The following is a 15979-nucleotide window of genomic DNA, read 5'->3' on the forward strand; positions in this document are numbered from 1 at the left end:
AGGCGGGGGCTTATGTTCGACCGTGCGTTGCTGGCCCGCCGGGACCTGTTCAAGATCGGCGGCCTGGCCGCGGCGACTATTTCCCTCGGGGCCTGCGCCAGCACGAAGCCCTCCGGTGGCGGACAGGGAAGCGCCGGGAGCGCCCTGCGGGTCTCGCTCGCCTCCGACGCCACCACCCTCGACCCGCAGAAGCAGGGCGACCTGCCCTCCATGAACGTGCTGATCAACGTCTTCGACACGCTCACCGTCCGGGACACCGACGACAAGCTCGTCGGCGGCCTGGCCGAACGCTGGGAGTCCAAGGACGACAAGACCTGGCGCTTCCACCTGCGCAAGAACGTCACCTTCCACAACGGCGAGCCCTGCGACGCCGCCGCCGTCGCGTACAGCATCGAGCGCCTGATCAACCCCGACACCCAGTCGCCCATCGTCGAGCTGCGCCTGGTCACCGGCGCGAAGGTGATCGACCCGCACACGGTCGACCTGGTCACCAAGGAGCCGGACCCGATCCTGCCGGCCAAGCTGTCGTTGTTCGGCGGCGTGATCGTGCCGCCGAAGCACATCAAGGAGAAGGGCGAGAAGGCCTTCGCCGAGCACCCGATCGGCACCGGCCCGTTCACGTTCGAGCGGTGGCAGCGCGACAGCCAGATCACGCTCAAGGCCAACCCGGACTACTGGAACGGCAAGCCCGCCGTCGAGCAGCTCGTCTTCAAGATCATGCCGGACCCGTCGTCGTCGCTGGCCGCGCTCCAGTCGGGCGAGGTGGACATCGTGACCGGCCTGACCCCCGACGCCGCGCAGCAACTCGGCGACGCCCCCGGCTTCAAGGTCGTCACCAGGCCGGGCGTGCGCACGTTCTTCGTCTCGCTGGACACCGAAGAGGGCCCGCTGAAGGACAAGCGGGTGCGCCAGGCGCTCAACCACGCGCTCGACGTGGACACCCTCATCACGTCGGTGCTCAACGGCGCCGCGGAACGCACCCCGACGTTCATCCCCAAGCAGGCGTTCGGCTTCGACCCCGCGATCCAGCCGTACCAGCACGACATCGCCAAGGCCAAGAGCCTGCTCGCCGCGGCCGGGCACCCGGACGGGTTCGCGCTCAAGCTCTCGTCCTCCACGGCCGACAAGGACATCGCCCAGGCCATCTCGGGGCAGCTGGCCGAGGTCGGCGTCAAGGCCGAGGTGTCGCTGCTCGACCCGGCCACGTTCAAGGGCCGCCTGGTGTCGGACAACCGTAAGGCGCTCGGCGAGATGTACTTCGTCGGCAACTCCGGATGGACCATGGACGCCTCCAGCAACCTGCAGTCGTTCGTCCGGCACGACCGGCGCCAGAGCCGCTGGAACAACCCGAAGGCCGACGCGCTCATCGACAAGGAAGAGCAGTCGGTGGACCCGGAGGTGCGCCAGGAGGCGTTCACCGAGCTGCAGAAGATGCTGATCGAGGAGTCGCCGTTCCTCTACCTCTATCAGGCGAGCATCCTGTACGCGGTCAGCGACAAGGTGCAGTGGGAGAGCAACGCCAACGGCACCCTCGCGATGGCGAACGCCAAGCTCGCGACCTCATGACCGGATTCGTCCTCCGGCGGATCGGCCACACCCTGCTCGTTCTGTTCTGCGTGGCCACCGTCTCGTTCTTCATCGTCCGGCTGGCCGGCGACCCCGTGCAGCAGATGCTGCCCCCGGAGGCCACCGCCGAGCAGGAGGCCACGCTGCGGGCGAGCCTCGGCTTCGACCGGCCGCTGCCCGAGCAGTACGTCTCCTACATGACGGGCCTGCTCAGCCTCGACTTCGGCCAGTCGGTGTTCTTCCACCGCCCCGCGTTCGAGGTCATCATGGAACGGCTGCCGCTCACGGTCGACCTGGCCGTGGCCGCCCTGGCGTTCACCCTGGTCGTGTCGATCCCGGCCGGGATCGTCGCGGCCGTCAAGCGGGGCAGCGCGACCGACACCTCCGTCATGGCCTCGGTGCTGGTCGGGCAGTCCACTCCCGCGTTCTGGGTGGGCATCCTGCTCATCCTCATCTTCGCGGTCAACCTCCAGTGGCTGCCCGCCTCCGGCACCGGCTCGCCCGCCCACCTCGTGCTGCCCGCGATCACGCTCGGCCTCTACTCCGCCGCGATGATCGCCAGGCTGCTGCGCTCCTCGCTGATCGACGTGCTCGGCGAGGACTACATCCGCACCGCCAGGGCCAAGGGCCTGTCCGGGTTCATGGCCGTCACCTCGCACGGCCTGCGCAACGCGTCGCTGCCGGTCGTCACCGTCGTCGGCCTGGAGGTCGGCAGCCTGCTCGGCGGCGCGATCCTCACCGAGCAGGTGTTCTCCTGGCCGGGCATCGGGCGGCTGACCGTGGAGGCGATCACGTACCGCGACTATCCGCTGATGCAGGCCACGGTGCTGTTCCTGGCGGCCGTGTTCGTCGTCGTGAACCTGATCGTGGACCTGTCGTACGCCCTGCTGGATCCCCGGGTGAGGTTGAGCTGATGCCGACCGCAGTCCTGCGCGCGCTGCGCCGCAACCACGCCGCCAAGGTCGCCGTGGGCGTCATCGTCCTCGTCGTGTTCGTCGGCATCTTCGCGCCGCTGATCTCCCCGCACGACCCGAACCTGCAGAACCTCGAGCTGAAGCTGCGCCCTCCGTTCTGGATGAGCGGCAGCGAGCCCGGCTATCTGCTGGGCACCGACAAGCTGGGCCGCGACGTGCTCAGCCGCATCATGTACGGCACCCGCGTCTCGCTCCTCGTCGGTCTGGCGGCCACCGTGCTGTCCGGCCTGGTCGGCGCTGTGATCGGGGTGATCAGCGGCTATTACAGGGGATGGCGGGAGCAGGTGTTCATGCGCCTGGCCGACGTGCAGCTCGCGTTCCCCTCGATCCTGCTGGCGCTGGCCATCATCGCGGTGCTCGGCCCGAGCCTGTTCTTCATGATCCTCGTGCTCGGCCTGACCGGCTGGGTGTCGTACGCCCGCGTGGTCCGCGCCGAAGTGCTCTCCCTGCGCGAACGCGAGTTCGTCACCGCGGCCAGAGCCATCGGGGACACCGGGCCGCAGATCATGGTCCGCCACCTCGTCCCCAACATCGTCGCCCCTCTGGCCACCATCGGCACTCTTCAGGTGGCGGCGATGATCGTCGCGGAGGCGTCGCTCAGCTATCTGGGGCTCGGCGTGCCGCCCAGCGTGCCCACGTGGGGCAGCCTGCTCGCCGACGGCCAGCTCTATCTGCGCAGCGCCTGGTGGATCGCGGTCTTCAGCGGCGCTGCCATCATGATGACAACACTCGCGATCAACGTCACCGGCGACCTCCTCCGCGATGTCGCCGACCCGAAGGCCTACACCCGATGAACCTCGCCACGCACTACAGGTGCGACGACTGCCACGCCACCTTCCCGCTGAAGACCCCCGCCCTGCTCTGCGAGGCGTGCGGCGGCCTGCTCGAGATCGAGTACGATCTCGGCCCCGCCGAGCCGCAGGACATCCTGGACAGCGCGGCGAGCCGCCGCCACCTGGGGTTGTGGCGCTGGTCGGATCTGCTCCCGCTGCCCGAGCACGCCGAACCCCTCCACCTCGGCGAGGGCGACACCCCGCTGATGCGCACCAGGAGGCTGGGCCGCCACATCGGCCTGCCCGGCCTGCTGGTCAAGAACGACACGCTCATGCCCACCGGCAGCTTCAAGGACCGCGGGTTCTCCGTCGCCACCGGCTTCGCCAGGGCGCTGGGCGTGACGCGGGCGTTCACCTACAGCTCGGGCAACGCCGGCGCCTCGTTCGCCGCCTACGCGGCCAGGGCCGGCATCGAGGCCACGGTCCTGGTCGAGGACGTCGCCAACGAGTCCAAGATCGCGGCCATCAGCCTCAGCGGGGCCCGCGTGCTGCGCCTGCGCTACCGCTCCAGCCTGGAGATCTTCGCCGGGGTGAGCGCCCTGTCGGAGGCCGGGTTCTACTGCTTCGTCAACTTCATCAATCCGGTGCGCCACGAGGGCATGAAGACGTACGCGTACGAGATCTGCGAGGCGCTCGGCTGGCGCGCGCCCGACGTGATGGTGCACCCGGTCGGCACCGGCGGCGGGCTCTACGGCGCCTGGAAGGGCTTCCGCGAGCTGAAGCGGCTCGGGCTCATCGACCGGCTGCCGAAGATGGTGGGCGTTCAGCCGGCCGCCTCCGCGCCGCTCGTCCGCGCCTTCGCCGAGGGCAAGACGGTGGCCGGCCGCCACGGCGACGCGAACAAGACCGTCGCCCAGAGCATCGCCGGCGACGCCCCCATCCAGGGCGGCTCGCGGGTGCTGCGCGCCGTCTACGACTCCGGCGGCCGGGTCGTCGCGGTCGACGACAACGACCTGTTCGAGGCGATGCGGCTGCTCGGCGAGGAGGGCATCTCGGCCGAGCCGTCCGCCGCGGCCTCCACCGCCGCGCTGCTGCGGGCCCGCGCCCAGGGCTGGGTGTCCGAGAGCGACACCGTGGTCAGCGTGGTCACCGGGGGCGCGCTCAAGCAGCCGAGCGCCCTCGCCCAGGCCGCGCGCCCGCCCCGGGGGACGGTGCAGGCCGACCCCGCCGAGCTGCTGCGGATCTTCCGGGGAGGCATCGAGTGAGCCTTCTGGAGATCAACGACCTGCACGTGGAGTTCCGCCTGGACGCGGGCACGGTCAAACCGGTCAACGGGGTGTCGCTGTCGGTCGAGGCCGGCCGGACGCTGGCCGTGGTCGGCGAGTCGGGCAGCGGCAAGACCGCGACCGCCCTGTCGATCCTGCGCCTGCACCCCACGCCTCCCTGCCACTACACCGGCGGCGAGATCCTCGCGGGCGGCCGTGACCTGCTCAAGCTGCCCGAGCGGGAGATGCGCAGGATCCGCGGCAACGAGATCGCCATGGTGTTCCAGGACCCCATGACCAGCCTCAACCCGCTCAAGACCGTGGGCGCTCAGATCGCCGAGTCGCTCCGCCTGCACCAGGGCCTGTCCCGCTCCGAGGCCCGGACCCAGGCCGTGGCGGCGCTGCGGGAGGTTGGCATCCCCCACCCCGAGCAGCGGGCCGGGGAATATCCGCACCAGTTCTCCGGCGGCATGCGCCAGCGCGTCATGATCGCGATCGCGCTAGCCTGCCGTCCCAAGATCCTCATCGCCGACGAGCCGACGACCGCGCTCGACGTGACGGTCCAGGCCCAGATCATGGAGCTGCTCGCGGCGCTGCAGGAACGGTTCGGCATGGCCATCGTGCTCATCACGCACGACCTCGGCGTGGTGGCCCGCTCCGCGGACCAGGTCCTGGTCATGTACGGCGGCCGCCCGGTCGAACTGGCCGCCGTGGACGACGTCTTCGACGCGCCGCGCATGCCGTACACGAAGGCGTTGCTGCGCTCCATGCCCCGCTCGGACGTGCCGGGCGGCGCGCCGCTCGACCCGATCCCCGGCAGCCCGCCCAACCTGTTCGCGCCGCCCGGCGGATGCGCCTTCCACCCCCGCTGCGCGCTGGCCGTGCCCGAGTGCGCCACCCAGGTGCCGCCGCTGCTGGAGCGCGCGCCGGGGCACAGCGCCGCCTGCCTGCTCGAAGGGAGCCCGTAGATGGCCGAGCCGCTGTTGTCGCTGCGCGGCGTGCGCAAGGAGTTCAGCTCGAAGGTGGTCGCCGTGGACGACGTGTCCTTCGACGTGCACCCGGGCGAGACGCTCGGCCTGGTGGGCGAGTCCGGCTGCGGCAAGACCACGCTGACCCGGCTCATCCTGCGGCTGGTCGAGGCCAGCGGCGGCGAGATCTGGTTCGACGGCAGGGAACTCCTCGGCCTGCGCCAGAAGGAGTTGCTGGCGGTGCGCGAGGACATGCAGGTCGTGTTGCAGGACCCGTACGCCAGCCTCAACCCCCGCATGCGCGTCGGCGAGATCGTCGCCGAGCCCCTGGTCACCCACGGCCGGGTGCGCCGCCGCTCGGCCGCCGCCCGGGAGCGCGTCGCCGAGTTGCTCGACGCCGTCGGGCTGGAGGCGGGCAGCCAGGACCGTTTCCCGCACGAGTTCTCCGGCGGCCAGCGGCAGCGGATCGGCATCGCCCGCGCCCTGGCGCTGGAGCCGAAGCTGGTCATCTGCGACGAGCCGGTCAGCGCGCTCGATGTCTCCATCCAGGCCCAGATCATCAACCTGATGAAGCGGCTGCAGGCCGAGCGCGGTTTGACGTACCTGTTCGTCTCCCATGACCTTTCGATCATGCGGCAGATCGCCACCCGCGTCGCCGTCATGAACCTCGGCAGGATCGTCGAGCTGGCCGGCACGGAGACGCTGTTCACGGCGCCGCGCCACCCGTACACGCACAGCCTGCTGTCGGCCGCTCCCGTGGCCGACCCGAAGGTGGAGCGGACACGGCGGCGCATCGTGCTCAAGGGCGACCCGCCGTCGCCCGCCGATCCGCCGTCCGGGTGCAGCTTCCGCACCCGCTGCCCGGCCGCCCGCGCGGAGTGCTCGGCCACCCGCCCGCCGCTGGCGCCCCAGGAGAGCCCCGGTCACACCGCGGCCTGCCTGTTCCCGGTGTCGGACGTGGCCGCCCTGACGTGACGCGGCGCCCCGCCGCACGGGCTCGGGGTGCGGCGGGGCGCCGGGCGGGCGGGGCGGGCCGGAGTGCCCCGCCCGCTACGGCGATGGTCAGGCCTCGATGGTGAGCAGTTTCCTGCCGGTCGAGGTGACCACCTCGAAGCGGTCGACGTCCTTCAGCGGCGTGGCACTGCCGCCGTGCATGTAGAGGGGGTCGGGCGAGCCGGGAACTCCGTACCCGGCTGGAGGTACGGACCATCCGGTCATCACCCGCCGCTCTCCCTTCTTGCCGACCGAGATCAGCTCGCATTCCAGCGGCCCTTTGACCCCGGCCAGCTTGAGCGCGGCGTGGGTGCCCCAGGCCTTGGACTCCACGACCAGCCCGCCGGTCACCCCGTCGACGCCCTTGCCCTCGATGGGGGTGCCGCCGGCGAAGAACTGCTCGGCCGGGCCCATGTTCTCCGCCTCGCCCTGCGCGACCGGTGGCTCGCCCGCGCTGAGCTGCGTGCCGACGGTCAACCCGCCGGCGACCAGCGTGACGGCCGCCGCCATGCCGACGGCGAACGTCCCTTTGCGCTGCCGCCGGTGAGCCGCCTTCTTGCGCCGGAGGCGGCCGACCACGTCGCCCTGCCCGGCGAGGTCACCGGAGGAAGGCGGGCGGGGGTCCTCGGGAAGAGGGCCGATGCCGTGCAGCACGCTCGCCACGCCGGCCAGGTCGGCCAGCTCGGACCGGCAGGCGGGGCAGCCGAGCAGGTGGGCCTCGAAGGCGAAGCGGTCGTCCTCCTCCAGCAGGCCGAGGGCGTAGGCGCCGACGTCGGTGTGCTCGACGCGGGAGGTCATGCCGTCACCCCCCGCTCCTCCAGCGCGATCCGCAGCGCGCGGACGGCGTAGTAGACGCGGGACTTCACGGTGCCCACGGGGATGCCGAGCGCCCGCGCGGCGTCGTTGACCGAGCGATCCCGCAGGATCGTCTCGTTGAGGATCTCGCGATGTGCCGGCGACAGCGCCTTCAGCGCTTCTGACACGACCACCTGGTGCAGCAGTCCCTCCATCTCGTCGGGCACGGACATGCTCTCCAGCTGACCGTCGCCCGACTCCTGCGGGCGGGCGTCCCTGCGCCGCCGGTCGTCGATCACGATACGTCTGGCGACCGTGGCGAGCCAGGGCATGAGCGAGACCGCGTCGGGGTCGAGCCGCTCCGCACTGCGCCACGCACGAATCATGGTCTCCTGCACCACGTCCTCCGCCCACTGCCGATCGCCGGCCGTGAGCCTGATCACGAAGGCCAGCAGCGGCCGGTGATATTCCCGGTAGAGCGCGGACACGACCACCTCGTCGTCCGGCACCTCGTCGTCCGGCACCGCGCCGTCGCGCACCGCGTCATCCGGTCGCACCCGCCGGAGCCAGTGTCGTAAGCGCGGTCTGCCCATCGGGAGGGCCCTCTCGGCCGAGGGCGGGGGATACGTGCTGATCCGCATCATTCCCCTTTCTCGCGTCCGTCGGCAGGTGGTACGGCCGGTCGCCCTGGGACGGTTCAACAGATCGCGATACTTAATGTGATTGCGCACGTCGGGGCTGTGTGCGTAAAGTCGCAGAGGCAACCGATCGGGGAGGTGAGGACTATGCGGGTCGTTCTGAGCGACATGCCGTCCGTCCACCTCCGGGCCCTCGTCTGAGCTGCCCGGCTCCTTCTCGCATCAAAGGTTCACTGCGTTGTCATACGATCTTTCCCTGCTCGGCTGGAGCGATCAGCGCGCCGCCGAGCTGCCCGCCGGCACCGTTCCCGCCCGCGTCGCCCGCGTCGATCGCGGTGCCGCCGAGGTGATCGCGGCCGACGGCCAGCATCACGCCAAATACGCCGCTCACGTGCGCAGGGCGGCCGCCGCCGACCCGGTGGCGCTGCCGTGCGTCGGCGACTGGGTCGCGCTGTCCTGGCTCGACGAGGGCCGCTACGAGCTCGACGAGGTCCTGCCGAGGACGACCGCGTTCATCCGGGGAGGCGTCGGCCGCACCTCGGTCGGCGGCCTGTCAGGCGACGGCCAGGGCCAGGTGCTCGCGGCCAACGTCGACGTCGTCTTCGTGGCCGAGCCGTCCATGCACTCCACCGATTTCGCCGACCTGGGCCGCATCGAGCGGCTCGTCGCCCTGGCCTGGGAGTCCGGGGGCACGCCGGTCGTGCTCATCACCAAGTCCGACCTGTTCGAGCACGGTCTCGACCAGTTGCTCGCCGACGTGCGGGTGGCCGCGCCCGGCGTCGAGGTGCACGCCGTCTCCTCGTTGAGCGGCGACGGCGTGCGGCTGGCCGGCGACCATCTCGAGGGCTCCCGTACGGCCGTCATCCTCGGCCCGTCGGGCGCCGGCAAGTCCACCCTGGTCAACGCCCTGGCCGGGGAGCCCGTCATGGAGACGCAGCAGGTGCGCGCCGCCGACGGGCGCGGCCGGCACACCACCGTGCACAGAGAGCTGATCCCGCTGCCGGGCGGCGGGCTGATCATCGACACGCCGGGCATCCGCAGGATCGGCCTCTACGACATCGGCGAGGGCGTCGACCTCGTCTTCGCCGACATCGAGGCGCTCGCGGAGCGGTGCAGGTTCAGCGACTGCGGCCACTCGGGAGAGCCCGGGTGCGCGGTGCTGGCCGCCCTGGACAGCGGCGAGCTGCCGGAGCGGCGCCTGGAGAGCTGGCGCAAGCTGCAGCGGGAGGCGGCGTGGATGGCGGCCAGGACCGACGCGCGGCTCCGTAAGGAGCAGCAGAACAAGTGGAAGGTCATCACGAAGGAGATGCGCCGCTCGGGCCGCAACCGTCCCTGACCCTCCTCTCGCGCCGCCACCCGGCCGGCCTCGCGGGGCCCGTGCGGCCTCGCCTGGCCGGCTCGCGCGCCCTGGCGCCGCCGGCCCTCCGCCGGGCCGGCCGTTCGTCGCGCCGGGGCGGGCGTGGGAGGCGAGGAGACGGCGTCGGCGGGTAGGCAGAGGTCATGATGCTTTTCGCAGACCGGGCAGAGGCCGGTGCGCTGCTCGCCGAACGGCTGCGGGACGCCCACGACCCCGTGGTGCTCGCGCTGCCGCGCGGCGGGGTGGCGGTGGCCGAGCCCATCGCACGCCGGCTCGGCGCCAGGCTCGACGTGCTCGTGACCAGGAAGATCGGCTATCCGGGGCAGCCCGAGCTGGGCGTCGGCGCGGTCGCCGAGGGTGGCGAGCCCGTGTTCGACCTGGCGCTGCTGCACCGGCTCGGCCTGACCCCCGGGGCCGTCGCGGACGTGGTCGAGCAGGAGCGGCGCGAGCTGGCCCGCCGGGTGAGCGTCTACCGGGGCGACCGCCCGCTGCCCCCGCTGGAGGGACGCGAAGTGATCGTGGTGGACGACGGCCTGGCGACCGGCGGCACCGCGCGGGCCGCGCTCAGGGCGGTCGGCACGGCCAAGCCCGACAAGGTGACGCTGGCCGTGCCGGTCGGGGCGCGCGAGACCGTCACGTCCCTGCGGGAGGAGGCCGACGAGGTGGTCGTGCTGCTGACGCCGGTCGACTTCAGGGCGGTCGGCCAGTGGTACGAGCGCTTCGACCAGCTCAGTGACGACGACGTGCTCGAGCTGCTCCGCGAGGCGGGATCACGGTGAATGACGTACGCCGATGACGGGCGCGGCCGCCGGCGAGGACGGCCCGGACGAGTTCGTACGCGGCCGGGTCAGCCTGCGAGGACCGCCCAGACGAGCTTGCGCGAGCCACTGGGGGAGAGCCAGCCCCAGGTGGAGCAGAGGGCGTCCACCAGCCGCAGCCCTCGCCCGAACTCCGAGAACACGTCGGGCGCGGCGGCCACCGGCACGGTGTGGCTGTGGTCGGCCACCACGCAGGCGAGCTCCGCGCCATGAGACAGCAGGCGCAGCTGAGCCACCCCGCCGCCGTGCCGCATGGCGTTGGTCACCAGCTCCGAGACCACGAGCTGCGCGTCGAAGGCCACCTCCATCACGTCCCACGCGGTGAGCGTCTGGTCGACGAACCGCCGGGCGGTCGCCACGCACGAAGGCTCGAGGCGCTGGTGGAAGGGGAAGACGGCGTCGCACGCACCGGCATGACCGTCCACCAGGACGGACGAGAGCCATCCTGGAGGCCGGGAACCGATGGCGGCTTGCGGCCGGGCGTCGAAAGTCGTCATTCAGGCCCCCGAAGCGCGGTCTGGTGATCCAATGCCCATCTTTACGGGGAGTGCTTACCGATGCAAGACTTTTCGTAGTTTACGGATGCGAATCGCATCTGCACGTGCAGATGATCTAGGAGCGGTGCGTGAGCGCACAGAGCGCGGAGGGAAGGCTGCTCAGCCATGCCCCCGGAAGCCCGACGGTGCTGCGAATCCTGCTCGGCACCCAACTCCGCAGGCTCCGCAGGGAGAAGGGTATCTCGCGCGAGGACGCGGGGTACTCGATTCGCGCATCTCACGCCAAGATCAGCCGGCTGGAGCTCGGGCAGGTCAGCTTCAAGCAGCGCGACGTGGCCGATCTGCTCACCCTCTACGGCGTCACCGACCCCGCCGAGCGCGAGCCGCTGCTCGCCCTGGCCAAGCAGGCCAACGCCCCCGGCTGGTGGCACAAGTACGGCGACCTGCTGCCGTCGTGGTTCGAGGTCTACATCGGCCTGGAGGGCGCCGCCTCCAGCATCCGCACCTACGAGAACCAGTTCGTCCCCGGGCTGCTCCAGACCTCCGCCTACGCCAGAGCGGTCATCGAACTGGCCCACGAGAAGGCCGCGCGGTCGGAGCTCGACCGCCGGGTGGCGCTGCGCATGGCCCGGCAGAGAAGGCTGGACAGCGGCCTGACGCTCTGGGCGGTGATCGACGAGGCCGTCGTGCGGCGCACGCTGGGCGGTGCCGAGACGATGCGGGAGCAGATCGCGTTCCTCCTCGACATCACGGCCGAGCGCAACGTCACCGTGCAGATCATGCCGTTCGACCGCGGCGGGCACGCGGCGGCCGGCGGCCCCTTCAGCATCCTGCGCTTCCCCGAGCGCGAGCTGCCCGACGTGGTGTACATGGAGCAGCTCACCAGCGCCCTCTACCTGGACAAGCCCGCCGATTCCGACCACTACATGGAGGTCATGGACCGGCTCAGCATCCAGGCCGAGGAGCCCAAGGCGACCCGGCGCTTCCTGGAGCGGCTTATTTCCGGCTGAGCTGCTGATATCCCTGTGATCCACGGCATACCAGGATTTTTGGTCGTCCGGTATATGTGCCATGGCGTGCTGTCGTATTGTCGACTCGCAAGCGCGGATGCACGTGCATCCGTAAGATCGCGAGGAGCCGCCTCCATGCACGAGTTCCGCAACGGAACGCCCGCCGGCCGCCTTCCCGTCGTCTGGCGCAAGAGCAAGCAGAGCAACCCCAACGGCAACTGCGTCGAGGTCGCCGGCCTGCCCACGGGGGAGATAGCGATGCGCAACTCACGATTTCCCGACGGCCCCGCGCTCGTCTACACGCAGGCTGAGATCACCGCGTTCGTGCTCGGAGCGAAGGACGGGGAGTTCGACGACCTGATCGTCTGAGACGGGTGTTTCGTCGCCGGGCAGGCCGGGTTACGGTCTGCCCGGCGATGCGTTTCGGTCACTCGACCCTGGGCGCGGCGGAGGCGCCCTTCGAGGGGGCCGCGTTACGGGGTGGGCTGGTCCCGATCACCGGGAGAGGCCGCCGGCCGGGGCGGCGGGTGAGGGACCGCCGGATCGCCGTGCGGACCGGCGCGGGCGCGTGTCGCCGCATGGATGGAACGGTGCCGGCGCGGACAACCGGATCGCCCCAGGGGAAGATGCCGGTGCGGGCGTGGATCGCCGCCGGTTCCGGCCGGGATGTCGCCCGGCCGGGACCGTCGGGTGAAGCTGGGATGGTGCCAGGTGAGGGTGCCTGATCAGGCAGTTGTCCCGACCGGGTTCGCCAGGGCCTGGACATGGAAGGCCAGGCTCTGGCTCATCGGGACAACTGCGTGATCACGCGGGCTGGTGACGCAGCCGGGTGTGTGTCAGGCGGCGGAGATGCCGGCGCTGGCCGCGCGGCGCATACGACGGCGACGCTCGCTCGCGCGCTCGTCCTCGTTGAGACCGCCCCACGTGCCGTACTTCTCGGGCCGGGACAGCGCGTAGTCAAGGCACTCGGTGCGGACGGGGCACTGGGCGCAGATCGCCTTCGCCTTCCGCTCACGTACGTCACGCTCGGGCTGCCGCTCCCCGTCGGGGCCGAAGAAGAGCACGAGGTCCTCACCCCGGCACGCGGCATCATCCTGCCAACCCCAGCTGGGGCGCGGGCGGGCGAGCTGCCGACGTACCTGAGACATGAGAAAACCACCTTCGTGAGAGGTATTTCGGAATTGAGCCGCATTGGACGCTTATGGCGTCACTGTTCCAACGCAAGGTCGGGCCGTGATGTTCCCTGGTCAGGCGAGAGCGGGCGTGGCGTACCGCACAGGCGTGAGCCTGTCCAGCGAAACCAGCCGGTAGGTGGTGATCGTCTCGGCACAAGCCGTACCACACGGCGCGGTGAACGCCGATGGCTCGATCACAACCTGGAACCGGACGTCGCCGCAGCGCACGATGGCTTTGGTGACGTCGCCGTCCGACCTGGAGGATTCCACGGCCACCGCGCCGACGGAACACTCTCCCGTATGGGCTCGGGCGAAGTGCTCCACGGCTTGCAATGGCTCAGGGATGCCTGCGCGTCCCCGGTAGCGGTCGAGAATGATCTCGCCCGACCGGTACGCGTTAGCCGCTGCCAGTGCAGCAGCCTGAGACATGCTGCCGTAGAAAATTCCGTGTGGCAAGCACACGAGGTTGGCGGCGTAGCGATCGCCGCCAACGTGTGACGTTTCCCACACTCTGTCCGGCAAAGATTCGGCCAGAGACCGAGCGAGGGGCAATCCAATGCGGGCGCAGCACACATTGCGCTTGGCGTGCGTGCAGACCAGAAATACCGGCTCGTCTTCAAGTATGCAGGACTCCGGGACCACTCCGGCCACGAAAGCGTCCAGGTCAAGATCGTCAGGACCTGCGACGACGCCCCCGGCGAGCCATGGACGATCGCCGGCCGCGTGACCCAGTAGCACACGGATTCCCTGCTCCTGCTGGCGGGTCCGCTTCCCCGGGCGGCGGATCAGCTGGGGCCTGATACCGCGTTCGAGCGCCCGGCGGACGAGTTCGGAGATTTCTTGAGGAAGTTCGAAGTTTTCCAGGCGCGAGGGCCAGGCGCCGGTGTATTCGATGAGCAGCCAGAGCCTGGCTCCCACGGTCGCGCTCGCCAGTGTGGGCACCTCGCCCGTGTGGCACCCGATGGGATGCTCGCAGCCCGTCGCCAACGCCCGAACCCCTTCCCCGATCAGATTAGGTAAGCCTAATCTAACGGGTTGGCGCCATCAGGCGAGGGGTGTTCCGCGCAGTACGTCCCGTGTCGCGGGCAGTGCGCGCTCCCTGTCCCGCTTGACCAGGCCGATCCTGGTCCGCCGGTCCAGCAGGTCGCCCTCGTCGAGCGCGCCCTCGTGCAGGACCGACCACAGCAGCTCGCCCTTGGTGATGCCGAGCCCGACCTCCTCGGGGTGCGCCTTGACGAGCTCGTGCACGGCCTGCGCCTCGGCGCCGTACCGCTCGGCCAGCCGCATGGGCACCCCGGACGGCTGCGGGCCGGCCCCCACGAGCGGGATCTTCTTCGTACGGCTCCGGCCGCCCGGCAGCCTCCTGTCCGCAACCGCTCGATCCACCGCGTCCTCGGCCATGCGGCGATATGTCGTCAGCTTGCCCCCGACGACCGTGACGACGCCCCCGCCGGACAGGACGGCGTGCCTCCGGGACAGGTCGGCCGTCCGCCCGTCGGCCGCCAGGAGGGGCCTGAGGCCCGCGTACGCGCCCGCAACCGCCTCTCTGGTCACCGGGGCCTCAAGAATGCCGTTCAACACCTCCAGGAGCGTTCTGACGTCCTCCTCCGGCGCCTCGGGGACGTCCGGCACCGGCCCGTCCACCGGCTCGTCCGTGAGCCCGACGTAGACGCGGCCGTCGTGCTGGGGGAGCACGAGCGCGAACCGGTTGCTCTCTCCCGGGACGGGCACGTGCAGGCCCGCGATCAGCCCGGGCAGCGTGCCGGGGGAGAGAACGAGGTGGGTGCCGCGTGACGGACGCAGCCTCACCTGCGGGTCCAGCGATCCCGCCCACGCTCCCGTCGCGTTGATCACCGCTCTGGCCCGGATGGTGAACTCCTCGCCCGTCAGCTCGTCGCGTACGTACGCGCCCTCTTCCGAGAGCCGCAGCGCGCGGCAGCGGGTCAGCACGCGGGCCCCGCGCGCGGCGGCGGTCCTGGCGATCGCCACCACCAGCCGCGCGTCGTCGAGCAGCCGCCCGTCCCACGACAGCAGCGCGCCGCGCAGGCCGTCGCCGCTGAGCACGGGCGCCAGGGTGCGGGTGCGGGCCGCCGTGAGCCGCGTGGGACCGGGCAGCAGGCGGCGCGGCGTGCGGGCGGCGGCCCGCAGCGCGTCGCCCATCCGGTAGCCGGCCGCCACCATGGCCGCCTGCCGCCGCGAGACCGCGGGTGTCAGCGGCAGCACGTACGGGTGCGCCTTGACCAGGTGCGGAGCCGTCGTGCGGAGCAGGATCCCGCGCTCGGCCGCGCTCTCGTAAGCCACGTCGACCTGTCCCCTGGCGAGGTAGCGCAACCCGCCGTGGACGAGCTTCGAGCTCCACCTGGACGTGCCGAACGCCAGGTCGTGGGCGTCGATCGCGGCCACGCTCAGCCCGCGGGACGCGGCGTCGAGCGCGGCGCCCGCGCCGGTCGCGCCGAGCCCCACCACCAGCACGTCCACCCGCTCCTCGGCTGCCCGGCGCAGCTCACGGGCCCTTCTGCGGGCGTTCAGCGAACTTCCCGGGGCGGGCGCGCCCATCAGCCCGCCGTCCTTCGTGCACGCGGGGTGAGGACCGTGGCGGCGGCGCGGTCAGCGGCTCTCTCGTCGGTCAAGGTATCCCTCCAGCAACGCGGTGAGTTCGTCGTCGAGGTCGTCCACCGTCACGGGGCCGAGCATGGTCGGAGCGGACAGCAGGAACGACTGGGCCACCAGCAGCACCGCTCTGGCCTTGAGAGGATCGCCGAAGCCCCGCTCCAGCACCTCCAGCACGGCCTCGTGGGTCGCCCCACGCCGGTCGAGCAGGTAGGGGAGGAGCAGCTCGGGATCCGCCTCCACGATCTTGCGCCACAAGGGGTGCGCGCGCAGCCCCCGGACGCCCGCGACGACCGCGCGGACCGGATCTGACATGTCCAGCTCCGCGATCACCCGCACCCATTCCCTGGTCATCACGTCGGCGACCAGCGTGCGCACGTCGGGCCAGCGGCGGTAGATCGTCATCCGTGACACCCCGGCCCTGCGCGCCACGTCCGTGAGGGTCGTCCTGCGCACTCCGTAGGCCAGCACGCAGTCGCGGGCGGCGTCCAGCACCCCGTCATTGTGACGAATCGACGTCATGTGTCACAGTGTACCCAT

Annotated in this window: 17 protein-coding genes; 10 read left to right on the top strand and 7 right to left on the bottom strand. The window is 71.0% G+C overall.

Annotated elements, in window-relative coordinates; all coding sequences use genetic code 11:
• Positions 1–12: 12 nt before the first annotated feature.
• Genes ABGB01_RS10095 through ABGB01_RS10120 form a run of 6 tightly spaced genes read left to right on the top strand, consistent with a single transcriptional unit; the run spans position 13 to position 6521 of the window.
• Positions 13–1566 carry an ABC transporter substrate-binding protein gene (locus ABGB01_RS10095; RefSeq protein ID WP_347772601.1) on the top strand — a complete coding sequence of 518 codons (1554 nt, stop codon included), beginning with the start codon at positions 13–15 and terminating at the stop codon, positions 1564–1566.
• Positions 1563–2480 carry an ABC transporter permease gene (locus ABGB01_RS10100; protein WP_347772603.1) on the top strand — a complete coding sequence of 306 codons (918 nt, stop codon included), beginning with the start codon at positions 1563–1565 and terminating at the stop codon, positions 2478–2480. The genes ABGB01_RS10095 and ABGB01_RS10100 overlap by 4 nt, the downstream gene beginning before the upstream one ends.
• The gene (locus ABGB01_RS10105; protein WP_347772605.1) at positions 2480–3334 is read left to right on the top strand and encodes an ABC transporter permease; all 855 of its coding nucleotides are present in this window, start codon (positions 2480–2482) and stop codon (positions 3332–3334) included. Before ABGB01_RS10100 ends, ABGB01_RS10105 begins: the two co-directional genes overlap by 1 nt.
• A complete protein-coding gene (locus ABGB01_RS10110) occupies positions 3331–4578 on the top strand; it encodes a threonine synthase (protein WP_347772607.1) in 1248 nt (415 codons plus the stop codon). Before ABGB01_RS10105 ends, ABGB01_RS10110 begins: the two co-directional genes overlap by 4 nt.
• Positions 4575–5546, top strand: coding sequence for an ABC transporter ATP-binding protein (locus ABGB01_RS10115; RefSeq protein WP_347772609.1), 972 nt, complete (start codon positions 4575–4577; stop codon positions 5544–5546). Before ABGB01_RS10110 ends, ABGB01_RS10115 begins: the two co-directional genes overlap by 4 nt.
• Positions 5547–6521, top strand: a complete 975-nt coding sequence (locus ABGB01_RS10120; RefSeq protein WP_347772611.1) for an oligopeptide/dipeptide ABC transporter ATP-binding protein — start codon at positions 5547–5549, stop codon at positions 6519–6521. It begins immediately after the preceding gene.
• An 87-nt stretch (positions 6522–6608) separates the two neighbouring features.
• Here the strand turns inward: ABGB01_RS10120 and ABGB01_RS10125 are convergent, their stop codons facing one another.
• Both ABGB01_RS10125 and ABGB01_RS10130 read right to left on the bottom strand, forming a co-directional pair.
• On the bottom strand, positions 6609–7337 hold the full coding sequence (locus tag ABGB01_RS10125) for a zf-HC2 domain-containing protein (protein ID WP_347772613.1): 729 nt from the start codon (positions 7335–7337) through the stop codon (positions 6609–6611).
• Entirely contained in the window at positions 7334–7822 is a 489-nt protein-coding gene (locus tag ABGB01_RS10130; RefSeq protein WP_347772926.1) for a sigma-70 family RNA polymerase sigma factor, read from the bottom strand. Before ABGB01_RS10130 ends, ABGB01_RS10125 begins: the two co-directional genes overlap by 4 nt.
• A gap of 388 nt (positions 7823–8210) precedes the next feature.
• Here ABGB01_RS10130 and rsgA point away from each other — a divergent pair, with 388 nt between their 5' ends.
• The gene (gene rsgA / locus ABGB01_RS10135) at positions 8211–9308 is read left to right on the top strand and encodes a ribosome small subunit-dependent GTPase A (RefSeq protein WP_347772615.1); all 1098 of its coding nucleotides are present in this window, start codon (positions 8211–8213) and stop codon (positions 9306–9308) included.
• Between the two features lie 164 nt (positions 9309–9472).
• Positions 9473–10108, top strand: a complete 636-nt coding sequence (locus tag ABGB01_RS10140) for a phosphoribosyltransferase (protein WP_347772617.1) — start codon at positions 9473–9475, stop codon at positions 10106–10108.
• 68 nt (positions 10109–10176) lie between these two features.
• On the opposite strand, the gene ABGB01_RS10145 is transcribed toward ABGB01_RS10140, so the two are convergent.
• On the bottom strand, positions 10177–10644 hold the full coding sequence (locus ABGB01_RS10145) for an ATP-binding protein (RefSeq protein WP_347772619.1): 468 nt from the start codon (positions 10642–10644) through the stop codon (positions 10177–10179).
• A gap of 128 nt (positions 10645–10772) precedes the next feature.
• Between ABGB01_RS10145 and ABGB01_RS10150 the strand changes: the two genes are divergently transcribed.
• A complete protein-coding gene (locus tag ABGB01_RS10150) occupies positions 10773–11654 on the top strand; it encodes a helix-turn-helix transcriptional regulator (RefSeq protein WP_347772621.1) in 882 nt (293 codons plus the stop codon).
• Between the two features lie 135 nt (positions 11655–11789).
• Entirely contained in the window at positions 11790–12023 is a 234-nt protein-coding gene (locus tag ABGB01_RS10155) for a DUF397 domain-containing protein (protein WP_132631172.1), read from the top strand.
• Positions 12024–12490: 467 nt separating this feature from the next.
• Here ABGB01_RS10155 and ABGB01_RS10160 read toward each other — a convergent pair whose 3' ends face one another.
• The 4 genes from ABGB01_RS10160 to ABGB01_RS10175 form a co-directional block, all read right to left on the bottom strand.
• Positions 12491–12802, bottom strand: a complete 312-nt coding sequence (locus tag ABGB01_RS10160; RefSeq protein ID WP_101784355.1) for a WhiB family transcriptional regulator — start codon at positions 12800–12802, stop codon at positions 12491–12493.
• Positions 12803–12901: 99 nt separating this feature from the next.
• Positions 12902–13771, bottom strand: a complete 870-nt coding sequence (locus ABGB01_RS10165; RefSeq protein ID WP_347772624.1) for a sucrase ferredoxin — start codon at positions 13769–13771, stop codon at positions 12902–12904.
• Positions 13772–13873: 102 nt separating this feature from the next.
• Positions 13874–15385 (bottom strand): FAD-dependent oxidoreductase, encoded by a 1512-nt coding sequence (locus tag ABGB01_RS10170; RefSeq protein ID WP_347772626.1) that lies wholly within the window; start codon positions 15383–15385, stop codon positions 13874–13876.
• 51 nt (positions 15386–15436) lie between these two features.
• Complete coding sequence (locus ABGB01_RS10175; protein WP_347772628.1) at positions 15437–15961, bottom strand: helix-turn-helix domain-containing protein; 525 nt, start codon at positions 15959–15961, stop codon at positions 15437–15439.
• Positions 15962–15979 lie beyond the last annotated feature (18 nt).

Origin of the sequence: Nonomuraea sp. B5E05 (genome assembly GCF_039880665.1) — a bacterium.
Classification (GTDB): domain Bacteria; phylum Actinomycetota; class Actinomycetes; order Streptosporangiales; family Streptosporangiaceae; genus Nonomuraea.